The sequence below is a fragment of the Mycobacterium farcinogenes genome, assembly GCF_019739075.1.
Taxonomy (GTDB): Bacteria; Actinomycetota; Actinomycetes; order Mycobacteriales; family Mycobacteriaceae; genus Mycobacterium; species Mycobacterium senegalense.
The window spans coordinates 3344030-3370444 of sequence record NZ_CP081673.1 but is presented as its reverse complement, the minus strand read 5'-3'; the positions used below and the strand labels follow the sequence as shown (position 1 = coordinate 3370444).

Annotated in this window: 25 protein-coding genes; 14 read left to right on the top strand and 11 right to left on the bottom strand. The window is 66.9% G+C overall.

What is annotated here, in order from left to right; all coding sequences use genetic code 11:
- Positions 1 to 9: 9 nt before the first annotated feature.
- Positions 10 to 552, bottom strand: coding sequence for an Rv1352/Rv1906c domain-containing protein (locus K6L26_RS15960; RefSeq protein ID WP_019344437.1), 543 nt, complete (start codon positions 550 to 552; stop codon positions 10 to 12).
- Positions 553 to 652: 100 nt separating this feature from the next.
- Here K6L26_RS15960 and K6L26_RS15955 point away from each other — a divergent pair, with 100 nt between their 5' ends.
- The 5 genes from K6L26_RS15955 to K6L26_RS15935 all read left to right on the top strand — a co-directional run bounded on the left by K6L26_RS15955 (position 653) and on the right by K6L26_RS15935 (position 6496).
- Positions 653 to 1813: an alkaline phosphatase family protein gene (locus tag K6L26_RS15955; RefSeq protein WP_076210662.1), complete on the top strand. Its 1161-nt coding sequence runs from the start codon at positions 653 to 655 to the stop codon at positions 1811 to 1813.
- Between the two features lie 47 nt (positions 1814 to 1860).
- Positions 1861 to 2211, top strand: coding sequence for a DUF732 domain-containing protein (locus tag K6L26_RS15950; protein WP_085141570.1), 351 nt, complete (start codon positions 1861 to 1863; stop codon positions 2209 to 2211).
- 37 nt (positions 2212 to 2248) lie between these two features.
- Positions 2249 to 2713, top strand: coding sequence for a DUF5078 domain-containing protein (locus K6L26_RS15945; RefSeq protein ID WP_085141571.1), 465 nt, complete (start codon positions 2249 to 2251; stop codon positions 2711 to 2713).
- Between the two features lie 415 nt (positions 2714 to 3128).
- Positions 3129 to 3602 (top strand): MmpS family transport accessory protein, encoded by a 474-nt coding sequence (locus tag K6L26_RS15940; protein WP_085141572.1) that lies wholly within the window; start codon positions 3129 to 3131, stop codon positions 3600 to 3602.
- Positions 3599 to 6496 (top strand): MMPL/RND family transporter, encoded by a 2898-nt coding sequence (locus K6L26_RS15935; RefSeq protein ID WP_085141573.1) that lies wholly within the window; start codon positions 3599 to 3601, stop codon positions 6494 to 6496. Before K6L26_RS15940 ends, K6L26_RS15935 begins: the two co-directional genes overlap by 4 nt.
- Here the strand turns inward: K6L26_RS15935 and K6L26_RS15930 are convergent.
- Positions 6493 to 7266 (bottom strand): ArsR/SmtB family transcription factor, encoded by a 774-nt coding sequence (locus tag K6L26_RS15930; protein ID WP_221853404.1) that lies wholly within the window; start codon positions 7264 to 7266, stop codon positions 6493 to 6495. The genes K6L26_RS15935 and K6L26_RS15930 overlap by 4 nt on opposite strands.
- A 549-nt stretch (positions 7267 to 7815) precedes the next feature.
- On the opposite strand from K6L26_RS15930, the gene K6L26_RS15925 reads away from it, so the two are divergent.
- Positions 7816 to 8502 carry a glycoside hydrolase gene (locus K6L26_RS15925; RefSeq protein ID WP_085141574.1) on the top strand — a complete coding sequence of 229 codons (687 nt, stop codon included), beginning with the start codon at positions 7816 to 7818 and terminating at the stop codon, positions 8500 to 8502.
- A 53-nt stretch (positions 8503 to 8555) separates the two neighbouring features.
- The gene (yaaA, locus tag K6L26_RS15920) at positions 8556 to 9302 is read left to right on the top strand and encodes a peroxide stress protein YaaA (protein WP_085141575.1); all 747 of its coding nucleotides are present in this window, start codon (positions 8556 to 8558) and stop codon (positions 9300 to 9302) included.
- A gap of 6 nt (positions 9303 to 9308) precedes the next feature.
- Here the strand turns inward: yaaA and K6L26_RS15915 are convergent, their stop codons facing one another.
- The 5 genes from K6L26_RS15915 to K6L26_RS15895 are packed head-to-tail and all read right to left on the bottom strand — an operon-like array spanning position 9309 to position 13870.
- The gene (locus K6L26_RS15915) at positions 9309 to 10226 is read right to left on the bottom strand and encodes a TauD/TfdA dioxygenase family protein (protein ID WP_221850743.1); all 918 of its coding nucleotides are present in this window, start codon (positions 10224 to 10226) and stop codon (positions 9309 to 9311) included.
- Positions 10227 to 10254: 28 nt separating this feature from the next.
- Positions 10255 to 11325 (bottom strand): PhnD/SsuA/transferrin family substrate-binding protein, encoded by a 1071-nt coding sequence (locus K6L26_RS15910; protein ID WP_234801879.1) that lies wholly within the window; start codon positions 11323 to 11325, stop codon positions 10255 to 10257.
- A gap of 5 nt (positions 11326 to 11330) precedes the next feature.
- Positions 11331 to 12074, bottom strand: coding sequence for an ABC transporter ATP-binding protein (locus K6L26_RS15905; protein ID WP_051752088.1), 744 nt, complete (start codon positions 12072 to 12074; stop codon positions 11331 to 11333).
- The gene (locus tag K6L26_RS15900; protein ID WP_043371302.1) at positions 12061 to 12924 is read right to left on the bottom strand and encodes an ABC transporter permease; all 864 of its coding nucleotides are present in this window, start codon (positions 12922 to 12924) and stop codon (positions 12061 to 12063) included. Before K6L26_RS15900 ends, K6L26_RS15905 begins: the two co-directional genes overlap by 14 nt.
- 1 nt (position 12925) lies before the next feature.
- Positions 12926 to 13870: a TauD/TfdA dioxygenase family protein gene (locus K6L26_RS15895; RefSeq protein ID WP_221850741.1), complete on the bottom strand. Its 945-nt coding sequence runs from the start codon at positions 13868 to 13870 to the stop codon at positions 12926 to 12928.
- Positions 13871 to 14365: 495 nt separating this feature from the next.
- On the opposite strand from K6L26_RS15895, the gene K6L26_RS15890 reads away from it, so the two are divergent.
- From K6L26_RS15890 to K6L26_RS15860, 7 genes are all read left to right on the top strand, one after another.
- On the top strand, positions 14366 to 14890 hold the full coding sequence (locus K6L26_RS15890; RefSeq protein WP_019349050.1) for a hypothetical protein: 525 nt from the start codon (positions 14366 to 14368) through the stop codon (positions 14888 to 14890).
- A 44-nt stretch (positions 14891 to 14934) separates the two neighbouring features.
- On the top strand, positions 14935 to 15156 hold the full coding sequence (locus K6L26_RS15885; protein ID WP_019349049.1) for a hypothetical protein: 222 nt from the start codon (positions 14935 to 14937) through the stop codon (positions 15154 to 15156).
- 6 nt (positions 15157 to 15162) lie between these two features.
- Positions 15163 to 16638, top strand: coding sequence for an amidase (locus K6L26_RS15880; protein WP_221850739.1), 1476 nt, complete (start codon positions 15163 to 15165; stop codon positions 16636 to 16638).
- A 90-nt stretch (positions 16639 to 16728) separates the two neighbouring features.
- Complete coding sequence (locus tag K6L26_RS15875) at positions 16729 to 17622, top strand: fructose bisphosphate aldolase (RefSeq protein ID WP_019349047.1); 894 nt, start codon at positions 16729 to 16731, stop codon at positions 17620 to 17622.
- A gap of 31 nt (positions 17623 to 17653) precedes the next feature.
- Positions 17654 to 18568, top strand: coding sequence for an alpha/beta fold hydrolase (locus K6L26_RS15870; RefSeq protein WP_019349046.1), 915 nt, complete (start codon positions 17654 to 17656; stop codon positions 18566 to 18568).
- 50 nt (positions 18569 to 18618) lie between these two features.
- Complete coding sequence (locus tag K6L26_RS15865; protein WP_245008601.1) at positions 18619 to 19266, top strand: MBL fold metallo-hydrolase; 648 nt, start codon at positions 18619 to 18621, stop codon at positions 19264 to 19266.
- Between the two features lie 89 nt (positions 19267 to 19355).
- Positions 19356 to 20732 carry an FAD-dependent oxidoreductase gene (locus K6L26_RS15860; protein WP_221850737.1) on the top strand — a complete coding sequence of 459 codons (1377 nt, stop codon included), beginning with the start codon at positions 19356 to 19358 and terminating at the stop codon, positions 20730 to 20732.
- Positions 20733 to 20742: 10 nt separating this feature from the next.
- Here K6L26_RS15860 and K6L26_RS15855 read toward each other — a convergent pair whose 3' ends face one another.
- The 4 genes from K6L26_RS15855 to K6L26_RS15840 form a co-directional block, all read right to left on the bottom strand.
- A complete protein-coding gene (locus K6L26_RS15855; RefSeq protein ID WP_221850735.1) occupies positions 20743 to 22011 on the bottom strand; it encodes a competence/damage-inducible protein A in 1269 nt (422 codons plus the stop codon).
- Between the two features lie 35 nt (positions 22012 to 22046).
- Positions 22047 to 23264, bottom strand: coding sequence for an enhanced intracellular survival protein Eis (locus K6L26_RS15850; RefSeq protein ID WP_260508749.1), 1218 nt, complete (start codon positions 23262 to 23264; stop codon positions 22047 to 22049).
- A 75-nt stretch (positions 23265 to 23339) separates the two neighbouring features.
- On the bottom strand, positions 23340 to 23564 hold the full coding sequence (locus K6L26_RS15845) for a hypothetical protein (protein ID WP_221850733.1): 225 nt from the start codon (positions 23562 to 23564) through the stop codon (positions 23340 to 23342).
- Between the two features lie 9 nt (positions 23565 to 23573).
- A complete protein-coding gene (locus tag K6L26_RS15840) occupies positions 23574 to 26300 on the bottom strand; it encodes a glycoside hydrolase family 2 protein (protein ID WP_221853402.1) in 2727 nt (908 codons plus the stop codon).
- Between the last annotated feature and the right edge of the window lie 115 nt (positions 26301 to 26415).

Below are 26415 nucleotides of genomic sequence, written 5' to 3'. Positions count from 1 at the left end.
GCCGAGCCGTCAGGGCATCGGCACGGAGGAGCCGTCGTAGTTGCGGGCGTTGTTGTTGAGCGAATCCATCCACGCCCGGAGTTTGGCCTGGCCGACCAACGCCGGGATGGGGCCGCTGGCCGGGGTGTCGGGTACGGCGTCCGTCGGCTGCCACGGTTGGCAACCACTCGTCTTGAAAGCCTTGTCCGTGGCCTCGATGGTGATGACCTGTGGCTTCTTTGTGAATGCGTTGTCGATGATGTCGCCACCGTGAAGATCGGCCATCCGCTTCCAGTAACACGTGCCGCCCTCGACCGGGCCGGCCGAGGCGTAGTTGCCCGGTTGGATGTCGGTGCCGACCATGAAGAGGCCGTCGTGGTCGATGGCCTTACCGGCGGCGGGCGCGGCCGGCGGCGGGGCGTCAGGTGCCGGCTCGACGGGCCCGGGTGGCGGACCCGGCGCGGGGATGGGTGGTACCGGCGTCTCCGGATCCGCGGCGGCGATGCCACTGAACGCCCCACCTGCGGACACCGCTAAGGCGGCAGCGAAGATCACGGCTTTCATCGGCTTCATGAAAACCCAGCGTACCGGCTACGGCAGAGTGGTCAGACCCGCTCGGTTGAGGTGCGCGTTGCCAAGACACGCGTGACGCGATCTGTGGCACGCTCGCGGTGTGGAGCCTGCGCGTCCCGATTCCGACGTACCGCACCTGGCCGACGTCGTCCCCTCGGTCCTGGCCGCGATGGGGGCACCCGGATTCGACTCGCGCATCCCGTTGCCCGGTCCGATCCGCGGAGCATGTGTCCTGTTGATCGATGGGCTGGGCGCCGAGCTGCTGGCCGCCCACGCCTCCAGTGCGCCGGTCCTGGCGGAACTCGCACAGCGGTCGCTGTCACGGACCCTGCACGTCGGTTATCCGTCGACGACGGCAGCAGGGCTGGCGGCGATCGGCACCGGGTGCCGCTCAGGTGAGCACGGTTTCGTCGGCTACTCCTTCCGGGTCCCCGAGGCGGCACCGGAATTCGACGTGATCAACGCGTTGCGCTGGCGCCCGCACCCGTGGGGCCCGGATCTGCGCGATCGCCTGGTGCCCGAGCAGGTACAGCCGTGCCCCACCACGTTCGAGCGCGCCAGTGCAGCCGGGTTCGACGTCTCGGTTGTCTCGGGAGCCGAGCACGCCGGTTCCGGGCTGACCCGGGCCCTGCTGCGCGGCGCGCGCTACGTCGGAGCCCACGCCCTAGGCGATCTGGCCGCCGGAGTCGTCGCCGCAGTCGCCGGACGCGGCTTCTGCTACGGCTACCACGCCGACCTTGACCTCGTGGGCCACTTGCACGGACCTGGCTCACCGGCATGGCGTATGCAATTGCGCCAAGTGGATCGCCTGGTGGAGTCGGTGTTGGAGGCCCTGCCCGCCGAGTGCCTGCTGGCGGTGGTGGCCGACCACGGAATGGTCACCGTGGATCAGGCGGCGGTGACCGACATCGATGCGTGCGAACCGCTTCACGACGGAGTGGTCGCCGTCGGTGGCGAAGCTCGCGCCCGTCACATCTACACCGCCGCCGGGGCGGCCGACGACGTCCTGGCGACGTGGCGCAGCACGCTGGCCGACTCGGCATGGGTGATGTCGCGGGAAGAGGCCATCGCGGCCGGCTGGTTCGGCCACCGGGTACGAGACGACGTCCGGGTCCGCATCGGAGATGTCGTCGCCGCCGCCCGCGGATCGGCCGCGCTACTGAGACGAACCGCCGAACCCATGGAGTCCGCGTTGATCGGCCAGCACGGTTCGTTGACGAGCGCCGAACAGTACGTCCCGTTGCTCGCCGCGACGAATTGAACGGACCACACGCCCCGAACAGGCTTAGATGGGCTAAGATTCACCGCATGAAGCTTGCAGGGCTGGCAGCAATCGGTGCCGCGGCGGCTATGACCTTCGCCGCTCCCGCACACGCCGATCCGTCTTACGATCGGGATCCCGACACCAACTTCGCCCACGAGTTGCACACCTTCGGGATCTACGGGCAGAAGGACTACAACGCCTGGATCGGCAAGATCATGTGCAAGCGATTGCACAACGGGGTCGACCACACCGCCCAGGACTCGGTGAAGTTCGTCAAAAAGCAGCTGGACAAGGACAGCACCGACGCCCAGTCGTGGCAGTTCCTGGGTACCGCCATCAACTACTACTGCCCCGATCAGCGCTTTGTCTACGAACAGGCCGCCAAGCCGTCGTAGTCTGATTCCCGACGCCGATCTCAGACTTTGGAGTGAGATGTTGAACCGCACGAGTCTCAAAAACCTGATCCGCACCGGCCTGGCCGGGTGCGCGGTGGCCGGAGCACTGGCCGGCGCCGGCATCGCAAACGCCGACGCCACCGACGACTACCCGATCCCCAACCGGATCCTCAAGACCCCGTGCACCGCCGAACAGATCATGGCGGCCGCCCGCGACGTCGAGCCCGTCTACTACGAGCGCTACATGATCGACTACAACAACAAGCCGGTCGCCGACCAGCAGGGCGCCCAGGACCGCATCCACTGGTTCTTCTCCATGGACTACGCCGGCCGCCGCCAGTACTCCGAGAACATGGCCACCAACGCCTTCTTCGAGAACATGTCCTGGCGCTGGCCGAACTGGGCCAAGCTGTTCTTCAACAACAAGGGCGTCGCAGCCAACACCACCGACGTCTGCCAGAACTACCCGCCCAACGACATGTCGGTCTGGGACTGGCACTAGTCCGAGGGATTTCCACAGGCTGGGCCTGGCGGCCGACACGGCGGCGAGGCCCAGCCTGTTTCGTTAGCTCCATCACAATCACCATCCCCAGCCTCGGCGTGGCCACGCCTGACGACGGCGTAAAAGTGCCCTGACCTGCGGCTGCGTGGCGGGCCACCAGACCGGTCCCGCCATGGCCTGCGAGCGACGCCGAGCGCATACGATCACGGCTGTGTCACCGTTTTGCCACTCATTTAAATAGGCTAATATCTCGCTAACTTTTAGTTAGCCATTCGGCTAGACAGTGAGGCGTGATCGAGGTGAACATGGTGCACACGTACTGCCCCATCGACTGCCGTGCCGCCGGCATGTCGACACCGCCCTGCCTCACCACTGCCCATATCGCCCACAATCGACGGACCGGTGCCATTTCACGATGACCAACGCGACGAAAAGCTCTCGCCGGAAACAGTTTTCAATTTCAGGCCTGGCCAAGAAGTTCTGGATTCCGTTGATCATCGCCGCGGTGGTGGTGGTCGGCGGGTTCACGGTGATGCGGGTGCGCACGTTCTTCGGCGCCGGCGACGGTACCGGCATCTCCAGCGCCAAGGTCGATGACACCAAGCCGTTCGACCCCAAGGTCGTGGTCTACGAGATCTACGGCGTGCCCGGCGCGACGGCCGACGTGAACTACCTCGATCTCGACGCCCAGCCCCAGCGCGTCGACGGGGTGACCCTGCCGTGGACGCTGCGTCTGGAGTCCACCGCGCCGTCGGTGTTTCCCAACATCGTCGCCCAAGGCAACGGCGACACGATCAGCTGCCGCATCACCGTCGATGACGAACTCAAGGACGAGAGAACCTCCAACGGCGTGAACGCCCAGACCTTCTGCTTGGTGAAATCTGCATGAGCACCCACGACGCCCCGACCGAGTCGATCCCGGTCACCGGGCCGAGGCACGCCCAGCACGGCGGGATCGCCAAGTGGATCCGGCGCCTGGCAGTGCCGATCATCGTCGGCTGGATCGCCCTGATCGCCGTCCTCAACACCGTTGTTCCCCAGCTCGAAGAGGTGGGGAAGATGCGGTCGGTGTCGATGAGCCCCGACCAGGCGCCGTCGATGATCGCGATGAAGCGGGTCGGCGAGGTATTCCAGGAGTTCAAGTCCAACAGCTCGGTCATGGTCGTGCTCGAAGGCGAGCAGCCCTTGGACTACAAGGCGCACGACTACTACGACGAGGTCGTCGACAAGCTCGAGGCCGACAAGGCGCACGTCGAGCATGTGCAAGATTTCTGGGGCGATCCGCTGACCGCCTCGGGCGCTCAAAGCGCGGACGGCAAGGCCTCGTACGTTCAGGTCTACACCGCCGGTAACCAAGGCGAGGCCCTGGCCAACGAGTCGGTCGAGGCCGTCCAGAAGATCGTCGAGAGTGTCACCCCGCCGCCCGGGGTCAAGGCCTACGTGACCGGCCCGGCCGCGCTGGCGGCCGACCAGCACATCGCCGGTGACCGCAGCGTGCGGATCATCGAGGCGCTGACCTTCACGGTCATCATCATCATGCTGCTGCTGGTCTATCGGTCCGTGGTGACAGTGATCCTGACCCTGGTCATGGTGGTGCTGTCACTGTCGGCGGCCCGCGGCGTCGTCGCCGCGCTGGGTTACTACAACATCATCGGCCTGTCGACGTTCGCCACCAACCTGCTGGTGACACTGGCCATTGCCGCCTCCACCGACTACGCGATCTTCCTGATAGGCCGATATCAAGAGGCCAGAAGTGTCGGTGAAGACCGAGAGTCGGCCTACTACACCATGTTCCACGGCACCGCGCACGTGGTGCTGGGCTCGGGTCTGACCATCGCCGGCGCCACGCTGTGCCTGCACTTCACCAACCTGCCGTACTTCCGGTCATTGGGTATCCCGCTGGCCATCGGCATGGTCACCGGCGTCGTCGCCGCCCTGACCCTCGGCCCCGCGATCATCTCGGTGGCCAGCCGCTTCGGCAGGACGCTGGAACCACGGCGCGCCATGCGCACCCGCGGCTGGCGCAAACTCGGTGCGGCCGTAGTGCGTTGGCCCGGGCCCATCCTGATCGCCACCATCGCCCTGTCGCTGGTCGGTCTGCTGACCCTGCCCGGCTACAAGACCAACTACAACGACCGCAAGTACCTGCCGCCGGACCTGCCGGCCAACACCGGTTACGCCGCATCCGATCGACACTTCTCGCAAGCCCGGATGAATCCCGAACTGCTGTTGATCGAAAGCGATCACGACCTACGCAACTCCGCGGACTTCCTGGTGGTCGACCGCATCGCCAAGCGGATCTTCCAGGTGCCCGGCATTTCTCGGGTCCAGGCCATCACGCGCCCGCAGGGAACGCCGATCGAGCACACCTCGATCCCGTTCCAGATCAGCATGCAGGGCACCACGCAGATGATGAACATGAAATACATGCAGGACCGCATGAAGGACATGCTGGTTCAGGCCGACGAGATGCAAAAAACGGTCGACACCATGGAGAAGATGCTCCAGCTGACCAAGGAGATGTCCGACACCACCCACAGCATGGTCGGCAAGATGCACGGCATGGTCGACGATGTTGCCGAAATGCGGGATCACATCGCCGATTTCGACGATTTCTTCCGGCCGATCCGCAACTACCTGTACTGGGAACCGCACTGCTTCGACATCCCGATGTGCTGGTCGATCCGCTCGATCTTCGACACCCTTGACGGCATCGACACCATGACCGACGACATCCAGAAGATGATGCCGGACATGGATCGTCTGGACGTGCTCATGCCGCAGATGGTCACGATCATGCCGCCGATGATCCAGACGATGAAGAACATGAAGAACATGATGCTGACCATGCAGGCCACCATGGGTGGGCTGCAGGATCAGATGGAAGCTTCGATGGAGAACGCGACCGCCATGGGCCAGGCGTTCGACGCTTCCAAGAACGACGACTCGTTCTATCTGCCGCCGGAGACCTTCAACAACCCCGACTTCAAGCGCGGCATGAAGATGTTCCTCTCGCCCGACGGGCACGCCGTGCGGTTCATCATCAGCCACGAGGGCGACCCGATGAGCCCCGAAGGCATCTCACACATCGACGGGATCAAGAACGCCGCCAAGGAGGCCATCAAGGGCACCCCGCTCGAGGGTTCCAAGATCTACCTCGGCGGTACCGCCTCCACCTTCAAGGACATGCAGGAAGGCGCCAACTACGACCTGCTGATCGCCGGAATCGCCGCACTGTGTCTGATCTTCATCATCATGTTGATCCTGACCCGAAGCGTGGTGGCCGCCGCCGTCATCGTCGGCACGGTGGTGCTCTCCCTCGGCGCATCCTTCGGCCTGTCCGTACTGATCTGGCAGCACCTGATCGGCCTGGAACTGCACTGGATGGTGATCGCGATGGCGGTCATCGTGCTCCTGGCGGTCGGCGCCGACTACAACCTGCTCCTGGTCTCCAGATTCAAAGAGGAGATCCATGCCGGGTTGAACACCGGCATCATCCGCGCCATGGGCGGCACCGGCTCGGTGGTCACCTCGGCCGGCCTGGTGTTCGCGTTCACCATGATGTCGATGGCGGTCAGCGAGCTGGCCGTGATCGGACAGGTGGGCACCACGATCGGCCTGGGCCTGCTGTTCGACACCCTGGTCATCCGGTCCTTCATGACCCCGTCCATCGCAGCCCTGATGGGCAAGTGGTTCTGGTGGCCACAGCAGGTGCGTCAGCGTCCGCTGCCGGCACCGTGGCCCACCCCGGTCCGGCGGGACCCGCAGGATTCCCTGGTCTAGTCAGCGTGTTCCAGCCCGGATTTCAGGCTGGACAGCTTGAGGGGCCAATCGTGCGCGATCATCTCGCGTACGACGCTGTCCGGGTCGAACCCGTCGTGGGTCACGGTGAGCTTCACCTGGTCCCCGACGGGTTCGATGTCGAATGACACCCGTGACCGCCGTTCTGCCGAGGCCACCGCGATGGTCTCATCGCTGAGATCCGGGATGATCTGCCGGAGTTCAGGGATAAAGCCGTGGAACGTGAACGCCAGCCGCTGGTAGGGATCTGACTCGACGATCAGCTGCTCGGGGTCCTCGATCCGTTGCCCGCCCTCGACCCAGACGTAGCTCGAACCCTTCTGCCAGTCGGATTCGATCGCGTGTCCCATATAGCTGCCGGAGTACGCGGGGTTGGTGATCGCCTGCCACAGCCTTTCGGGGGCGGTGTGGATATAGGTGGGGTAAACGAAGTCCGCAGCGGCGGCGGGGTCCTCCAAGACCGTCTTGAGGTCGGTCAGAGCCTGCGCCCTCGTGGCGTCATAGTGGTCGATCCAGCGGTCGGCGATGGCATTGATCGGTTCGGCATTGAGGAAGTGCAGCTTTTCCCGGCCCTGGCGGCGTGTGGTGACGAGATTGGCCTCCTCTAGCACCGCCAGGTGCTTGCTCACCGACTGCCGGGCCATCGACAGGCCGCTGCAGAGCTCGCGCAGGCTCTGCCCATCGCGGTCGTTGAGGCTGTCCAGAAGCAGCCGCCGGCTCGGATCGGCCAGCGCCTTGAACACCTCGTCCACCCTCACCGTCCCTTCGGTCGCATCCGCCGCGGCAACTCCGTCAATCATGCAGCCAAACGGCTGCATGTCAACCCGGCCCCATGGCGAAGTCGGGCGCAGAAACCGTCGTTGCGCACGCTGAGCCGGGGCCCGCCCAGCCAACCGCCGAACCGGTGCTTACGTTGCCAAAATCAGCGGGCCCCGTCCCTTCATCTGGCCGGCGCCGCGGTGCAGCGGTTCGCCGACGTCGAGACCGCACCGCGAGTATGGGTCCGGCCCATGTCTTCCGTAATACCGTTTAGCACAATGCGTTTCGCCGACGCCTTGCGTCTTGCAAGTCGTAAACCCAGGCCGCCTCGCACAGCACAAGCCCAGTGCCACAGCACTATTGGCGATCGATGAATACGTCCGGCAACGCCCGGGCAAACACCTGTCACCGGCAACCGAATTGCCCGCGAAGGCAACCACACTCAACCGGCGGGGGCGTGAATCAGTCCATATCCGGCACCTGCTGTGAACGGAGTCACATATTTTGCCCGCCCAAAATCCGCTCTGCTAGCGTCCCGCCGCATGTTTGCTATCGCGACGCTTATGGCGCTTGTCCAGCAGGTTTCGGGCACGCCGTACATCTCCGGTGGAGACTCCCCGGCCGGTACGGACTGCTCCGGACTGGCTTCCTGGGTCAGCAACATGGCCACCGGTCGTCCCGTCTACGGGGACCGTTTCAACACCGGCAACCAGGAGCGGGCCCTGCTCGCTCGTGGTTTCAAGTACGGCAGCCAGCCCGGCGCCCTGGTGATCGGCTGGAACAGCGGCCATACCGCCGTGACCCTCCCGGACGGCACCGCGGTGTCCTCGGGTGAGGGCGGCCACGGTGTGCGGATCGGTGGCGGAGGCGCCTATCAGCGCCAGTTCACCCACCACATGTACCTGCCTATGGAACCTGCCGCACCGCAGGATGCCCCGGCAGACGCTCCCCTGCCCTTCGGCGCGCCCCCGCCGCCGCCTGCCCCGATCGACCCGATGCTCGCGCCGGCCCCGGCCGATCCGATGGCCGCCCCGGCTCCGGCCGACCCGTTCGCGCCGCCGCCGCCGGCCGACCCAATGGCTGCCCCGGCACCGATGGACCCCTTCGCGCCGCCACCGCCGGCCGACGCGATCCCGCCCGCCGCTCCGATGGACGGTCCGGCCCCGATCATGCTCGACGTCCCACCGGCGCCCCCGGCACCCGAGGAACCGGCTCCGGTCGCCATCTGACATCACACCCGTCGGTGGTCAGCGGGCCACGATCGTTCGGATAACGTCTGGATGTGATCGTGCTTCTGCCACCCTCGGAGACCAAACGCACCGGCGGGGACGGCCCGCCGGTGCGTTTGGACATTCTGAGCTCTCCGCAGCTCACCCCGCTTCGCGAGTCGCTGATCGACGAACTGGTCGATCTCGCCGCCGATCCGCCGGCCTGCCGCCAGGCGCTGGGTATCTCCGCCGCCCAGGATGCAGAGATCGAGCGCAACGCCGCACTGCGGAACACGCCCACGATGCCGGCCATCGAGCGGTACACCGGGGTCCTGTACGACGCGCTCGACATCGGATCCCTACGTGGCACCGCCGCCGCCCGTGCCCGCGCCCGGTTGGCGGTCGGATCGGCGTTGTTCGGCCTGCTTCGGGCCGATGATGCGGTCCCCGCCTACCGGCTCTCCGCCTCCTCCAAGTTGCCCGGCCAACCGGGCCTGGCCAAGCGCTGGCGCCCGCTGTTGGAGCCGGTGCTGGCTGATCTCGCCGCCGAGGAGCTGATCGTGGACCTGCGCTCCGGTTCATACGCAGGGCTGGGTCGCATCCCCGACGCCGTCCGGGTGCAGGTTCTGGCCGAACATGCCGACGGCCACCGCACCGTGGTCAGCCACTTCAACAAGGCCCACAAAGGTCACCTGGCCCGCGCACTGGCGGGCTCCCGGGCCGAGCCCGGCGACTCGGCGGCCGTCGCGGCCGTGGCCCGACGCAACGGCATGAACGTCGAACGCGACGGAAACGATCTCACCGTCGTCGTGCCGGCCTGACGCCAACTAAGCGGCTTCGAACGGCTCACCATCCAACGCCTCCGAGAGCCGGCCGTCCGGACCCCGTGGTACGTCGCCCACCAAGGTCACGCGATACAGCCGGCGGTCGTGCTCGCCGGTGAGGTCCGACGGCGCGAGGTGCACCGTCGAGCGGTTGTCCCAGAATGCGATGCTGCCCGGTTCCCACTTGAACCGCACCGTGTACTCCGGCCGCACCAGCTCGTCGTAGAACAGGCCCAGCAGACGCCGGCTCTCGTGCGGCGACACGTCGACGATGTGACTGGTGAAACCCGGGTTCACGTAGAGCGCCCGCTCCCCCGTCTCCGGATGTACCCGCACCACCGGGTGCTCGGTCAGCAGTGGACGCCGGTTCACCCGACGCTGATAGTCCTCAGTGGCCGTCGTGCCGTCCGGCGGCGCGAACCGGTGTACCGCCCGCAACCCGTCTGCCAGCCGCTGCAACGGTGCCGACAACCCTGCGTAGGCGGCGACCGTGTTGGCCCACTGGGTGTCCCCGCCGTAGGGCGGGATCACCTCGGCCCGGAGTATCGACGCGGCAGGCGGATTGACCGCTGCGGTCACGTCGGCGTGCCAGTTCGCCTTGTCATAGCCGCGACTGCTGCCGTACCGCGCCTTGAACCGGTCGGCGAAGATCGGGTAGATCGTCGGATAGTCCGGGTCCGGAATGGAATCGAAGAGCGGATGCGCCGGTGTCGGTGACCCGAATGCCCGCGCCAGCCGCAGGTGGTCGTCGTGGCCGATGAACTGGTCGCGGAAGAACACCACTTTCCACTTGAGCAGTGCGGCACGGATCTCGGCCACGTGCTCGTCGATCGACGGTGCGGTGAGATCGATTCCGTGGATTTCGGCGCCGATCCACCCGGATTGCGGCCGGATACTGAGTGGAGATGCCAATTGGGTCATGCGCGGTCCTCTCTGTCGATGCGATTCGCTATGAGTCAAGCGATTTCGGTGTGACACCGTCGAGCTCGTTCTGGGCCGTGACGATGTGGTTGTAACGGCCGTCCACATACGGCTTCACGTCGACCCGGGCCTTGATGGTCCCGGTCTCGTGCAGACCGTCGGCGACGGTCTGGAACAGCGCCGTGGACCGCTCGTCGATCGGGTAGTACGAGGCGATCCCGTCCTCGTCGTACAACTTTTTGCCCTGCTCGAACGTGATGCCCTGCACCTTGACGTAGTACTGGTCGATCCACTGGTCGGCGTGGGTGTCCTTCCAGTTGTTGGCGGCCACGGCACGGCCGACATAGTCGCCGATCGCCGCGGCCTTCGCGGGGTCGACGAGGACATCGCGGCGCACGATCAGGGTCTGGATGCCGGTGTTGATGCCCTTGCCGTCGCCGAGAATGGGCGGCTCACCCAGTTGGTAATACTGGTTTCCGAGCACGATCGCCGCGTCGACGGCTCCGGCGGCGAACGTCGGAACCACCTCTGCCCCAGCGAGTTCCACGGGCTGGACATCGGTCCGCAGATCCAGGCCGTGGCGCTTGAGCAGCCCGGCGGTGACCATGTGGCGGCCCGACCCCGGCGGGTAGGCCACCCGCTTACCGCGGAGGTCCTCGATCGTCTTGACCCCGCTGTCCGGACGCGCCACCAGGTAGTAGCCGCCGCTGGTTCCCGGATTCGCCTGCAGTCCAACGGTTACCAGGTCGGTGACGCCGCTGTCGACTGCGATGGGCACCGGCGCCTCGCCGATCGAACCCACGTCGGCCGCTCCCGAGCGCAGCGCCTCGATGACCGCGGCCCCACCGCTGAAATCCGCGAAGTCGACCTCATATGGCGTCCCCTGCCCGGCGTTGGCCAGATTCCACGGCAGCGACTGGGTCCCGTTCTGCTCGGCGATGACGAGCTTGGTGCCCGCGGGCACCTCGGTCTTGGCCGCGATCCTCACCGTGGCGATGGCGGTTTCGGATTCGTCGTCGGATAACCCGCATGCGCTGAGCAGCAACGGGATCAGCAGGAGTGCCGCCGAGCCCCGCCGCATTCGACCGCCAGATGGCATGTGATTCATTCCTTGTCTTCGGATACACCGAGTTCGGACAGCAATCGCTTTCGTAGCGAGGAGAATTCGTGCGTGTCCCGGGTTCTGGGTTTGGGCACTGTGACGTCGACGTCGAGAGAGATGACGCCGTCGGTCAGCACGATCACGCGGTCGGCGAGCAGGATCGCCTCGTCGACATCGTGGGTCACCAACAGAACCGCCGGAGTGTGCCTGCGGTACAGGTCCATCAGCAGACCGTGCATCTTGATCCTGGTAAGCGCGTCCAGAGCACCGAAGGGTTCGTCTAGCAGCAGCAACTGCGGCTCACGCACCAGGGCCCGGGCCAGGGCCACCCGCTGCGCCTCGCCCCCGGACAGCGTGCGCGGCCACGCCTTGGCTTTGCCCGCCAGGTTGACCTCGCCCAGCGCTGCCAGCGCGCGCTGTTGCACCACGCCGGTCGACGGCAATCCGATCGTCACGTTGGCGAGCACCCGCTGCCATGGCAGCAGCCGGGAATCCTGGAAGACGATCGCGCGCCGCTCGGGTACCCGCAGGTCGCCTTCCACATCGCTGTCGAGTGCACCGAGGGCGCGCAGGAACGTGCTCTTGCCGGAACCGCTGCGGCCCAACAGCGCGACGAACTCGCCGGCCCTGATCTCCAGGTCGAGGCCGTCGATGATCACGTTGTCGCCGAACCGCTTCCGGACGTCGCGAGCGATCACCACCGCTGGTGCACCGGCCGCGGTGGGCGGCGCGTCAGTCACCGTCATAGGCCCGCCTCCAGGTGAGCAGACGACCTTCCAGGAACCGGACCACCAGGATCGAGATCAGACCGAGGATCGCGTAGACCGCGATCAGCACGAAGACGATGTCGATCTGGAAGTACTCCCGGGCGTCGGTCATCATGCGGCCGAGGCCCTTCTTGGCGTTGATCGTCTCGGCGAAGATCAGCGACAGCCAGGACGCGGTCAGCGCCAGGCGCAGTCCGACCAGAAACCCGGGTAGCGATCCGGGAATGATGACCCGATAGATCATCTCGGCCCGGCCGGCACCGAAGGAGCGGGCCGCCTCGACCAGGGCGGCATCCACACTGCGGATCGCGCTGAAGGTGTTGATGTAGATCGCGACGGCGACGGCCAGCGTGATCAACAGAATCTTCGGGACCTCGCTGATCCCGAACCATACGATCAGCAGCGGCACCAGGGCGAAGTTCGGTACCGCGCGCAGCACTTCCATATTCGCGTCGACAAAGTTCTCCCCGATCCGGGACAGGCCGGAAATCAGCGCCAGGCCGAGTCCGAGCACCACCCCGAACACCAAGCCGTAGCCAACCCGCAACAGGCTGGCGGTCAGGTGGTCCTGAAACGTGCCGTCGGCGATCAGCGTCCACGCCGCACCGAGCACCCGGGTCGGCGGTGGCACCGTGCGCTCGTCGAAAATGCCGACGGTGGACAGCAGTTGCCACAGGCCCACCAGCAGGACCGGCCCCAACAGCCGCTGCACCGGCCGCGGCACCACCGGCTTGCGCTGCACTCGCCGCACGGCCGCGCGCGGGTCGACGAGCCGGATCGGGACATCGGCGGACACGGCGGCGGCAGGCCGCGACAGCAGGACGGACATCTCAGGCGGCACCGAAGTAATCGCCCGAAATCGACTCCGATACAACACCGTCCGGACCGACCGGAATGTCACCCACCAGCGTGATGCGGTGTAGCACCCGGTCGCCCTCGACATGCTCGAAATCGCGCGGCGCCAGGTGCAGCGCAGCCCGGTTGTCCCAAAACGCCACGCTGCCCGGCTCCCATTTGAACCGCACCGTGTACTCCGGACGCGCTATCTCCTCGAAGAGCAGATCCAGCAGATGCCTGCTCTCGCGCGGCGAGAGGTTGACGATCTCGCGGGTGAAAGACGGGTTGACGTAGAGCACCTTCTCCCCCGTCTCCGGGTGCACCCGGACGACCGGATGGATGGTGGCGAGCGGGTTGGTGCGGACCAGATCGCCGATCTTCTCGGCACTGCGTTCGGCCGACGTCGTCGCACCGAAACGGTGCTCCGCACGCAGCTCGCCGAGCAGGTTCTGCACCGCCGGCGACAGACCCGCATATACCGCAGCCACATTGGTGAACTGGGTATCCCCGCCGTACTCGGGCACGCGCTCTGCTCGCAGTATCGAATGCGACGGAGGGTTGATCAACGGGGTGACGTCGGCGTGCCAGCCGGGACCGTTCGGACTCTGCCGTTTGCGGTACTTGGTGCCGTACCGATGGTCGTAGGCGGCCGGCGAGACCGTATGGATTTGCGGGAATTCGGCTGGGGCAGAGTCGCCCTCGTATGGATGGCCGGCAGTCACGTCCCCGAATTGGGCGCCGAACGCGATCTGCGCCGCGTGGTCGAGCTCCTGCCCGCGGAAGAACACGACCTTCCAACGATGCAGTGCGGCACGGATCGCTTCGACCTGTTCTGGTGCCAGCGGCGCGGCGAGATCGATCCCGTCGATCAAGGCCCCGGTGTGACCCGACAACGGACTGACGGTGACTTCAGAAGTAGACAGTTCAGTAGTAGACATAGCCACGCTCCCCTCGAAAGCGGCTGCTTGTATCGGAAATTCGACGCTAACGAGGTTCGCCGGCAGGGATACCGGTTTGAATCGGCGTGACGGGAATGGCGGCCGAGGCCGGCGACACCGAAGTGACGTTGCCGGCCGCCGGACGTGCACATCACCCAAACCGCTTCTGCCTGCGGCGTACTGGCCCACACCGGGCAGATGAGCACGAATCTGGCTGTTGCCGAGCTAATTTCAGGGCCACCATGCGACCGCCCCACCACAGAACGCGGGTTTCGGCCAATTCCCGGGTGTCGCCCACGGCGCCCCGCCTCGTCGTGCACAATATGAGCTCGCGTCAGCGCCCGCCGCCGCCTGCCACGCCCATCACACCGCCGTTCTCCGGGAGCAAGCTTGGTCACCTGCCTCGTTTCCACACCGCATCCGCCGTATCAGCCGGCTCGTCGCGGACGGCATCGGAAGGCACCGGAGCGACGCTGGCTACCCGTCGGAATCGGGGTGGCGGCTGCGGCCGTGGTCAGCTCGATGCTCACCGCATTCGTCATCCTCACCACGCTCACCTCCAAGTTCTCGGCCAGGGATTCGGTCTACGCCGTCGGCGCCAGAACCTACGAGGTGAAGCCGAACCGGCCTCTACAGCGCACCTTCACCGCACGCGCCGCAACGCCGCCGGTCGCGGCGTTCGCCTCCGACGGATCCGGCTTCGTCGATTCCTCGGCGCGCTGCGCGGACACCCAGACGGCCCGGGCGATCGGCCGCACCGAAGGATCACTCGTCGTGATCTGCCTGGACCGCACCGGCAGGCTGGAGTACCACGGTGTCCGGCTCTCCGACAAAGCGGCGCTGGCAGCGTCGGCCGACCTCACCCCGGGGCGCAAGTTCGTGGCCCGCAACTACCAGGTCAATTACGCGGTCTCGCCGACGGAGTTGCTGGTCACCTCGGGCAACGCGGTGCTCAAACGCGAACCGATGGTCGAATACCGCGAGATCCTGTCCACGCCGGTGGTCGTCGCACCGCGGTAACCGCGTTAAGCTGTGCCGCTCATCGGCCACACGGCGGGAGAACGATGTCCACATTCTGGCGGTACGTCCGGATCCAGGCGATGGTGTTCGTGGTCGGTATCGTCGGGCCGATCTTCTTGGTCGTTTACTTTGCCGCCCAACCGGATCCGACGCTCAAATGGATGTACTTCACGGGGCTGGTCATCACCGCGCTCGAGGTTCTCATCGCGCTCGAGTTGACCCGTGTCAGCACGCCCACCGATACCACCATCGATCGCCCGGAGTGATGTGACATGGATTCGTCATCGGCATTCGAGCTTGCCCGCACCGACGCGATCGGACAGGCGGCGTTGGCCGCTGCCGGTGAGGTGACCGCCGTCGAGTTGCTCGACGCCGCGATCATCAGGGTCGAGGCGACCCGCGGTCTCAATGCCGTGATCACCGACTTGTTCGACCGAGGTCGCGCCCAGGCCGCAGCCCTCGACGAGTCCGGGGTGCTACGCGGTGAGCGATCCGGCCCGCTGGCCGGGGTGCCGTTCCTGCTCAAGGATCTCGGCACGGCACTCGCAGGCACTCGCGAATCGATGGGGTGCCGCGCGTTGCGCGACCATGTGGCATCCGAAACGGCGTGGACGGTGAACCGGTACCTCGATGCGGGCCTCGTGGTGTTCGGCAAGACCAACACCCCCGAGTGGGGCAACCACTGCACCACCGAACCGCTGCTTTTCGGCCGGACGGTGAATCCGTGGTCGCCCGCCGTGACCCCGGGCGGATCCAGCGGCGGTTCGGCCGCGGCAGTGGCCGCCGGAGTGGTGCCCGCGGCCTCCGGCGGGGACGGAACCGGTTCCATCCGCGTGCCGGCGTCATGTTGCGGCGTCGTCGGCCTCAAGCCCCGACGCGGCCGATCCTCCTTCGCCCCGGATGCCGGGCACGGACTCGAGGGGCTGGTCAACAATCACGCCCTGACCCGAACCGTCCGTGACTGCGCGGCGCTGTTGGACGTCGTCGCCGGCACCGTGCCCGGTGATCCCTACAGCGCCGCCGCCGCACCGGTCTCCTTCCTCGACGCGGCCGCACAGACACCGTCGGCGCAGCGCATCCTGATCGCCACCTCGTCGCCCTTTCCCACCGAACGAATCGACCCCGAGGTGGTGGCAGTGGTCGAGGCCGCCGGGCGGTTGTTGGAGGGCCTCGGGCATCACCTCACGCCGGGCGCTCCCACGGTCGACGCGGATGTGGTCGCCGACGCCGTCGCGGTGCTGCACACCGTCAGCAACGCGCAGTTGCACGAACTGGCCCGGCAGCATCTGGGCCGGGCGCCCCGTGAGGACGAGTTCGAGCCGAGCACCTGGGTGATGATCCGCGAGGGCTTCACCACCACCGGTCTGGCCTATGCCAACGCCATCGCCGACGTCCATGCCCAGACGCGGCGGTTCGCCGCGGACATGGCCGGTCACGATGTGCTGCTGGTGCCGACGCTGCTGACCGGACCGCCGCCCTATGGGCTGCTCAACCAGCCCCGGGGCACCACCCGGGCCTTCTTCGACGTCGAGTTCGCCACCACCGGCTGGACGGCCCTGGCCAACATCACCGGCTGGGCAGCCATATCGCTGCCGCTGGGGCAGACCTCCGGCGGCCTGCCGATCGGGGTGCAGCTGATGGCTCCCGACGAGTCGGTCCTGCTCAGCCTGGCCGGTCAGTTGGAGCAGGCTGCCCCGTGGGCTGCCCGCACCCCGCCCCGATGGGTGGGCGCTACCGCCGCGACGTAGCCGCATATCCTCTCCAGTGAACTGTGCGCCACTGTGGTGTGCGCAACAGCAGTACAGCGCGACGCCGTCTTCAAAGGAGTAGACAACCTCATGGTGAACCAGCAGCAGGCCGACAAGATGACCGCGGGCAAGGGCTTCATCGCCGCGCTCGACCAGAGTGGTGGGTCCACCCCGAAGGCCCTGCGTCTGTACGGCGTCGAGGAGAGCGCCTACTCCTCCGAAGACGAGATGTTCGACCTGATCCACCAGATGCGCTCGCGCATCATCACCTCCCCGGTGTTCAACGGTGATCGGGTGCTGGCCGCGATCCTGTTCGAGCAGACCATGGACCGCACCATCGAGGGCAAACCCACCGCGACCTACCTGTGGGAGGACAAGGGCGTGGTGCCGCTGCTCAAGATCGACAAGGGCCTGGCCGACGCGGCCGACGGCGTGCAGGTGATGAAGCCGATGCCCGGCCTGGACGATCTGCTGGCGCGGGCGGCGAAGAACGGCATCTTCGGCACCAAGGAGCGTTCGGTGATCGGCGCCGCGAACGCCGAGGGCATCGCCGCCGTGGTCGCCCAGCAGTTCGACGTCGCCAAGCAGGTCCTGTCGCACGGCCTGATCCCGATCATCGAGCCCGAGGTCACCATCTCGATCTCCGACAAGGCCGAGGCCGAGGTGCTGCTGCGCGACGAGATCACCAAGAACCTCGACGCGCTGCCGGCTGATCAGAAGGTGATGCTCAAGCTGACCCTGCCGACGCAGACCAATCACTACCAGTCGCTGGTCGAGCACCCCAAGGTGATGCGAGTGGTGGCGCTGTCCGGCGGCTACTCCCGCGACGAGGCCAACAAGCTTCTGGCCGCCAACACCGGCGTGATCGCCAGCTTCAGCCGCGCGCTGACCGAAGGCCTGTCGGCCCAGCAGAGCGACGACGAGTTCAACGCCACGTTGGACAAGTCCATCCAGTCGATCTACGACGCTTCCGTCGCCGGCTGACCGCGTACCCGGACAGGCGAGGCACTCGAAGATGGTCATCCCGATCGATCGCCCCAAGTTGGAGGGCAACATCGCCGTGGGCGACGGCCGACAACTCGGGTTCGCCGAATTCGGTGATCCGCAGGGCCGTGCGGTCTTTTGGCTGCACGGCACCCCGGGAGCGCGGCGGCAGATCCCGACCGAGGCCCGGATCTACGCCGAGCAGCACCACATCCGGCTGATCGGCGTGGACCGTCCCGGCATCGGGTCCTCCACTCCCCACCAATACGACCGGGTGCTGGATTTCGGTGACGACCTACGCACCATCGCCGACACGTTGGGCATCGACACGATGGCCGTCATCGGGTTGTCCGGTGGCGGGCCCTACACCCTGGCCACCGCGGCCGCCATGCCCGACCGGGTGGTGGCGGCCGGGGTACTCGGCGGCGTGGCGCCGATGGTGGGCCCGGATGCCATCAGCAGTCCACTGATGCAGCTCGGCGCGGCCGTCGCCCCGATCCTGGAGGTGGCGGGCGCACCGATCCGCTTGGCGGCTTCCGGGCTGATCCGGCTGATCCGTCCGGTCGCCTCGCCGGCGCTCGAGATCTACGCGCGGATCTCCCCCGAGGGCGACCGGCGCATGCTGGCCAGGCCCGAGTTCAAGGCCATGTTCCTCGACGACCTGCTCAACGGCAGCCGCAAGCAGCTGGCAGCGCCGTTCTACGACATCGTGGTGTTCGAGCGGGACTGGGGTTTCCGGCTCGACGAGGTCAAGGTTCCGGTGCGCTGGTGGCACGGCGACCACGACCACATCGTGCCGTTCGCACACGGACAGCATGTGGTCTCCCGATTGCCCGACGCGGTGATGACCGAGCTGCCCTACGAAAGCCACCTCGGTGGACTGGGCTGTGCACAGGAGATCATGGGCACCATGGTCGAGATGTGGGACAAGGCGAAGACAGACTGAGCCCATCCGGGGGTTGACCTCAACCATTGTTGAGGGTCGAGGCTGTCGTCATGACAACCTCGATGACCCAGATCCGGGCCGACCTGTGGGAAACCCGTACCGACATACCGTTTCCCGGTTTGACCACACACTCCTACCTGTGGACCGCGGGCGGGCACAACGCGCTGTTCTACTGCCCAGCCAGCGACGCCGACTTCGCCACACTGGATTCCCTCGGCGGGATCGACGACCACTATCTGTCGCACCAGGACGAGGCCGGCCCGATGCTGGCCCGGATCGCCGAACGGTTCGGTGCCCGGTTGCATGCGCCCGCCGCCGAACGCGAGACGATCGGCCGGCACCGCCCGATCGACGTACCGCTGTCGACCCGCCATGTCGATGACCGCGGCGTCGAGGTGATCCCCACGCCCGGACACACCCCCGGCAGCACGAGCTATCTGGTCGAAGGTACACGGGGCCGGTACCTGTTCACCGGGGACACCATGTTCGTCGCCGCAGACGGCCGGTGGTCGACATTCGTGATTCCCGGCGTCGGCGACTCCGCGGCCATGACCGATAGCCTGCACGTGCTGGCGAGCTTGCGGCCCGATGTCGTCATCTCGAGCGCTTATGGGGCGCGTGCCGTCACGGTCCTCGACGAGGGCGCCTGGCCGGCCTGCGTGGAGGAGGCACTGGCGTCGATTCCGGTGACCCGGTGAGTTCGAGTAGCGAACTACTCTAGGCCCGGCTGCAGCCCGTTTCCATACTTCGAACAACTGGCGATGTGCCAGCGGTCCGGAGGTCGGCAATGGCAACGATCGGCACACACGCAGTAGTACTGGGCGCGAGCATGGGCGGTCTGCTGGCGGCGCGGGCGCTGGCTGAGTTCTTCGACACCGTCACGCTCGTCGAGCGCGACGAACTCCCCGACGGTCCGGCCCAACGGCGGGGCGTCCCGCAGGGACGGCACGCCCACGGACTGCTCAGCGGCGGTCTGCAAGCGATGGGCGAGTTGTTTCCCGGGCTTCCGGAGGATCTGGCCGCCGACGGTGCGACCGTGCTCGAAGGCACGAATCTGGCTCTGGTGTCGCTCACATTCGGCGGCCATCGACTCAATCTCGACGGACAACCGTCCAAACCGATCTCGTCGTATCTGGCCAGCCGACCGTTCCTGGAGGCGCACGTGCGCGACCGGGTACGCGCCATCGGCAACATCCGCATCCTCGACGGGCACGACGCCGTCGAGTTGCTGATGGATGACCACCGGCGGGTGACCAGCGTCCTCGCGGCTCCTCGTGGCGGTGGCCCCGGACAGACGATCACCGCCGATCTGATCGTCGATGCGATGGGCCGCGCCGGGCGTACGCCGGCGTTTCTGGAGAGCGCGGGCTTCGGACGTCCCGCCGAGGACCGAATCCCGGTGCACGTGGCCTATTCCAGCCAGCTGATGCGCTTGGGGGCCGACGCTCCCCGCGATCGGCTCACCCTGGTCGGGGCAGTTCCGGAAAGACCCTGCGCCGGTTCGTTGTTCGCCTACGAAGACGACACCTGGCTGCTCACCACCGCGGGCCTGAACGGTCACGAGCCGCCGGCCGACCTGGACGGCATGATCGAATTCGTCGAGGATCTGTTTCCCGCCGAAACCGTCGCGGCCCTGCGCAGTGCGCAGCCGCTGGGGCCGGTCGCCACGTTCCGCTATCCGGCGAGCGTGCGCCGACGCTACGAGCGCATGCCCCGGTTCCCCGACGGTCTGCTGGTCTTCGGTGACGCGATCTGCAGCTTCAACCCGGTCTACGGACAAGGCATGTCGGTGGCCGCACTCGAGGCGCTGGCGCTGCGCGACTGCCTGACCCGGGGAGCCGACGACCTGGGCCGCAGATTCCTGCGCGCCGCGGCCGGCTGCGTCAACACCGCATGGCAGATGGCCTGCGGCGCCGATCTGGCCCTGCCGCAGATCCCGGGGCACCGCCCGGTCTCGGTGCGGCTGTCCAACTGGTACACCGAGCGGGTGCTCACCGCCGCCGAGCACGACCCGGTCGTCACCGAGGCGTTCTTCCGGGTGATGAACCTCGTCGATCCGCCCAGCCGCCTGATGCATCCGTCCATCGTGCGGCGGCTGGCCATCGGCGCGTCCAGGCGCTCGCGCCAGTCGGCGCCCGGCGAAGCAGTCGTCGCGCGAACCTGAGGGTGTGCGGCTACTCGCCGATTCCGGTGAGAGCCCGGCGCAGCAGGTGCATGGCCACCGTGGTGGCCCGTTCCCGGATATCGGCGCGATCACCCGGCAGACGCAGGGTGCGGGTGATCGCCGTCGACCCCGACCGAACCGCGAAACACACGGTGCCGACCGGCTTTTCCGGACTACCGCCATCCGGGCCGGCGATACCGCTGATGGCCACCGCGGTATCAGCGCCGAAATGGTGCAGCGCGCCGGCGACCATCGACTCGACCACCGGTTCGGACACCGCTCCGTGCTCGGTGATCAGAAGCGGATCAACGTTGAGCAGTTCAGCTTTCGCCTCATTCGAGTAGCTGACCACTCCGCCGGCGAGGTATTCCGAGCAACCCGGGATGTCAGCCAGACGAGCAGCCAGCAGCCCGGCCGTACACGATTCCGCGGTGGCGATCCGATGCCCGGCAAGCAGTCCGGCCACCTGCTGATCCACGGTCGTGCCGTCCTCGGAGTAGAGCGCGGCACCGTGCCGGTCGCGCAGCAACGTCAGCAGGGCCTGGTAAGCCGCGGCCGAGCCGGGCTCGTAGCGGGTGACGATCTCCAGTTCACCGCGGCGCAGGCAGGTGGTGATCTCGAGATCGTCGAAACCCGCGATCGTGCCCTCGGCGTCGCGCAGCGTCTCCGCCAGGCCGGACTCGGCCAAGCCGAACATCCGCACCGTCTCCTGGCGGTAGTGGGTACGTCCCGAAATCGCCTGCTGCACAGCCTCTGTCGCGACAGTCGTGCGCCACATCGGCTGCAATTCGCGCGGCGGGCCGGGCAGCACGACCACCGTGGGACTGCCGCCCACGACAACGCCGGGAGCGGTACCCACCGGCGCGAGAACCTCGGCACCGGCGGGCACCATGGCCTGCTTGCGGTTGGCCGCGCGCACCGCGTCGAAATCCACTCCGGGCCGGTCGCCGATCAGCTTGCGCAGGATCGCCGCGATCCGCTCCTCCATGGCCGTGTCGAGAACGAGGTCACGACCACAGAACTCGGCGACGGTCGCCACGGTGAGATCGTCGGCCGTCGGCCCGAGGCCACCGCTGGTCACGATCAGGTCCACACCTTCGGCGGCCAGGAACCTCAGCTGCGCCGCGATGTCCCGGGGACGGTCGCCGCAGATGGTGATGTGGGCGAGCTCCACCCCGAGCTCGAGAAGCTGGTCGGCCAGCCAGGGGCCGTTGCGGTCCTGAACCCTTCCGGTGAGTACTTCGGTTCCGGTAACGACGATGCCTGCACGTGCGCTCACCACGTGAACACTACGCAGCAGCCCGGCGGCCACGATCAGAAGCTGTAGCCCAATTCCGCCGGAACGTCACTCGCGAAGGCCGCACCGAGCCGCTGCACCACCTCTGAGTCCTTGCCACGCAACCGGTTCGCGGCGACGAACGCCTGAGGGCGGTGGCTGCCCAGGTAGAGGCTGCCCAGGACGTCGAGGTCGAGTGCGATGTCAGCAGAAGCATCGGTCGGCGTGCACCGGGCCTGGCCGTCGCGAATCTGCAGGGCGAAGCGTCCGCCGTCACCGCGGAAACCGTCGGTCACCTCCAGCACGGCGTCGAGGTCGGCCTGATACCGGCGGCCCTGCAGGGCAACCGGGATGTTCATGATCCGGACCCACAGATCGTCGCTGCTGGACGTCACCCGCGCCAGCCGCGGATTGGTCAGCAGGTAAGGCAGCGGGTCGCCCGGATGGGTCCAGATGCTCACCTTCTCCATCAGGTCCATTCCCAGCAGCGCCCGCCAGAGGGCGATGTAGGCATCCGTGGTCACCGCGGTCACCTCTCGTACTCGCAGCGATCTGGACTCCTCTCCGTGTACCCGGTACAGCGCGTAGCCGTCGGGGTGCAGGAAGGCGAACAGCTCGGACCCACCGTCGCGGGTGTTCTCCCGGTCGGCCAGGACGTCGTCCCACAGCGCGGTCGGGCAGGCCAGCCCGCCCGGCGTCCGCTGCCGCCAGCGCTCGTAGATCTCGGCGAACGTATCGCGGTGATCGGCGGGTTTGACCAGGCGCACACCGCCCGGGTCGGGCACGCCGGCGTGGAACTGAGCGAACCTGCGATCGATCGTCATCAGGTGCACAGTGGTGGCCGGGCCATAGCCGAACCGCCCGTAGATTCCGCCTTCGCTCGCGGTGAGGGCCGCTATCGGGTACCGCGCATCGGCGATCCGCTGGTGCAACTCGGTGTACATCGAGCGCAGGATCCCGCGCCGTCGATGGGTGGGCGCCACTGCCACATAGCTGATGCCGGCCGCGGGCAGCAGTGCCCCGCCCGGGACGGTGAGCGTGAGATCGAGATAGATCGACTGCCCGACGATGTCGCCGTCACCGGCACGCATCACCACGCCGCCGCCGGGTGGCACCATCTGCTGCCACGCCGCCATTGAATCCGGGTGGTTGACCTCACCGAACGCGGTGTTGCCGAGCAGCGCCATGCCCGCCCAGTCGGCGTCGGTGACGGTGTCCAGCTTGAGTGTTGGTGCCGAAGCAGCGTTGTCGATCACGGAATCCGACAGTGCCACACCGTCACCGGCCGTGGCGACCGATTTTCGGCCCGCGCGATCGGGCCGACCGGCGACTCAGCGCTTGAGCCACCCGTTCAAGGTCGCCAGTTCGCGGGTGTAGGTGGTCATGATGTCGTCCTGGTACAGCGTCGCCCCGCTGATCGTGTCGGCGCCCTGCCACACCACTCTGATCCGGTTGGCGCCGCGCTGGTAGACGTCCACCCGGTCGACGTCACGGTGCAGCCATCCGCCGCTCTCGGCCAACTGGCTGACCTCATGGCGCTCATCGGTTGTGGTCATCACCCGATCCTATCGTCGTGCCCGCTGGTCGATCGGTACCACCGTCGGCGCACTGTTGTAGCCGCTGACGCGGACCCAGTTGGCCGCGGGCTCCGAGCCCGTCATCGTGCCGGTCACCTCCACCGTCTCCCCTGGATAGACGGTGACGTAATTGTCGGAGTATTCGATCGGCAGGATCTCGTCACCGTCATGGGTGGTGGTGATCTCGGCGCGTTCGAAGAACGCGATTCCACGTCCGGGATTGTGCAGCCGGATCTGCACGCTCGCGCCGCCGTCGGAAGAATCGTTCCGGTGCGCGGTCACCTGCAGCCGGGTCTGCGGCATCGTGTTCAGCGGGGTCATATCGGCCCAGCTGCTCTGCACCAGGTCGAACGCCTGGTCGTTGACGGGTGGGCCGACGTCATCGAGTTGCTGCGACTGCCAGTAAGTGTTGTCGGCGACGACGCCGCCGTTCTCGTCGAGCAGTTCAGCTCGGACGAACACCACCGGCGAGTCGAGGGCCAGCCGCGGCAGCGACAGCCCCGGCACGACGCCGTTGGACGGCACGGCCGGCACGTCGGCGCCCCGGTCGTCGCGCACCCGGCCGGTCAGGTCGTAGGTCCGCACCCGAACCCGCAGGCCGGTCCGCTCCTGCGCGGACTGGTTGACCACGCTCACGTGGGCGGTGTCGTGATCGCCGGTGGCATACGCGTCGAACACCACCGAGAGCGGGCGCAAACCCTTCTTCGCGCCGTAATAGGCGCCGCCGGGTCGCAGGTAGTAGTCGAAGAGGTGCCCGAAGAACGAGGGCCAGTGGTTGTTGAGCATCCAGTAGATGGTCATCTTGTGGTTGTCCCACCCGCCGGCCGCGAACGCCTCGAACTGCGCGCGGGTGGACTCGTAATGCGCCAGCTGGGCTTTGCGGGCGAATTCCTCTGCGCTACCCGACGATCCGTAGCGCTGCATCACCGCGGTGCGGATGCTCTCCAGGGCGGCGTTGCTCGGGTTGGCCCCGGCGTGGAAGTACCACGCTTCGTTGATGGGCCAGAGTTTGTCCTTGGGGATGAACTTCTGCAGGCTGGCGAACGGCGGGATGTGCTCGTTGTCGCCCTGTTCGGCGTTGGAGCCGCGGGTGGCCTGGTAGCGGCCGCTGAACCAATAGCTCGGCGGGCGCCAGGTGTAGGGGCCTGCCATGTGGATGCCGTCCCAGTCAGGTTCCCCGTTGGCGTCGCGCGCCAAGGAGGACACGGTGTCGACGACGGTGTTGGGCCAGTGCAGATCGCGCAGGATGCCGTGATAGCCCGCGAGCACCGGCGCCGGCGGCTTGCCGTCGCTGCCGTTGGCCCAGAGGAACGCCGACGCGTGCCCGCGTAGCGACAGGATCTGCGAGCGCATGCTCTCGTCGGCCACCCGCCGGTCCTCGTCGTCCCACTGCCACCACTTCTCCCACTGGTTGCAGCACATCCAGCCGTACATCAGCGGGATGCCGAGTTCGTCGGCCCGCTCGATGATGTTGTCGCCCGGGAACTTTCCCTCCAGACGCAGCATGTTCAATCCCAGATCCCGGACGTACCCGAGGATGGCGTCCTCACGCTGCGGGTCGTAGGAGAACAACAGGTCGGGTGTGTACGCGGCGCCCCGGACCAGAAAATCACGCCCGTTCACGGTCAGGTAGAAACTCCCGCCGCGGCCCAGGTCGGGAAACTGCTCGTCGTCGTCGCGGTGCTGCGCCACGGTGCGGATGCCGAACCGGGAGTCCAGGGTGTCGGTGGCCCGGCCGTACCGCAGAAATTCCAACCGCAGGTCATACAGATCGGGCCGGCCCATGGTGTAGGGCCACCACAGATCCGGGTTGTTGACCCGCAGCGCCGCGAAAGTGTCTGCATCGAACCGGATTTCACGCTTCTCACCCGGTGCCAGGCTGACCGCTTGATCCACCGAGATGGCCGGTTTGCCGGGCCGGCTGATCCGGGCCCGCACCACGCCGCGCATCGGGGTATCGGCCGTGTTGCGGATGTCGGAGTAGACGGTGAGCCGGGCCGAGTCGGTGGCGGGCAGCGGCAGCTCCGTGGTGACCAGCGGGTCGCTGAGCACAACCTGTCCCGAGTAGCTGAGGTACACGGGTTTGAAGATGCCCGCATTGCGGTCGGCCACATAGGAATTGCCGCGCAGCGGGTTCTTGCCCGGGCCCTGGTAGCCGATGCGGTTCCAGTTGAGCCAATCCCACCAGCTGTCGGCCAGCTCGACACCGTCGATGTCCTGCAGCGACTGCTCGGGCGTCACCTTGACCGCCAGCGTGTTGACGCCGCCGGGGTTGATCCATTCGGTCGCGTCGATCTCGTGGATCGTGTGCATGCCCACCAGCAGGGAATTGCCGGCGATCATGGTGCCGTTGAGCCACACCTCGGCGCGGTAGTTGATGCCCGGGAAATCCAGCCGGTAGCTCGAGCTGCCCTGCGGTGCGGTGAATGTCGTGCGGTACCACCAGTCCTGCCGGAACAGGTCGTCGGGCACATCGGCCAGGTTGTCGCCCACGTACAGGTCGGGATAGGTGCCGTCGGCCTGTAGCGCGGCGAGCACGGTGGACGGCATCTGCTCGACCGGATGCCAGTCGGCTTTCACCTCGCCGGGTGTGGACATGGCCGCGCCGTCGGCGGTAACGGTGCGCGCCGAGGCCAGCTGCCAGCCCTGCGCCAGTTCCATCCGCCCGGACGGTGGCTCTGGCTTGGCGAACGGCGGGAAGTCCGCCGCGCACAGCGACAGCACCAGCACTGCAACGACCAGGCCGACGAAACCCGTGACGCTCAGGCCGGCGCGGCGATTCCGGGCGGAAATGGGCAGCTCCTCACAGACCGGTCAGGTGGCACCGTGT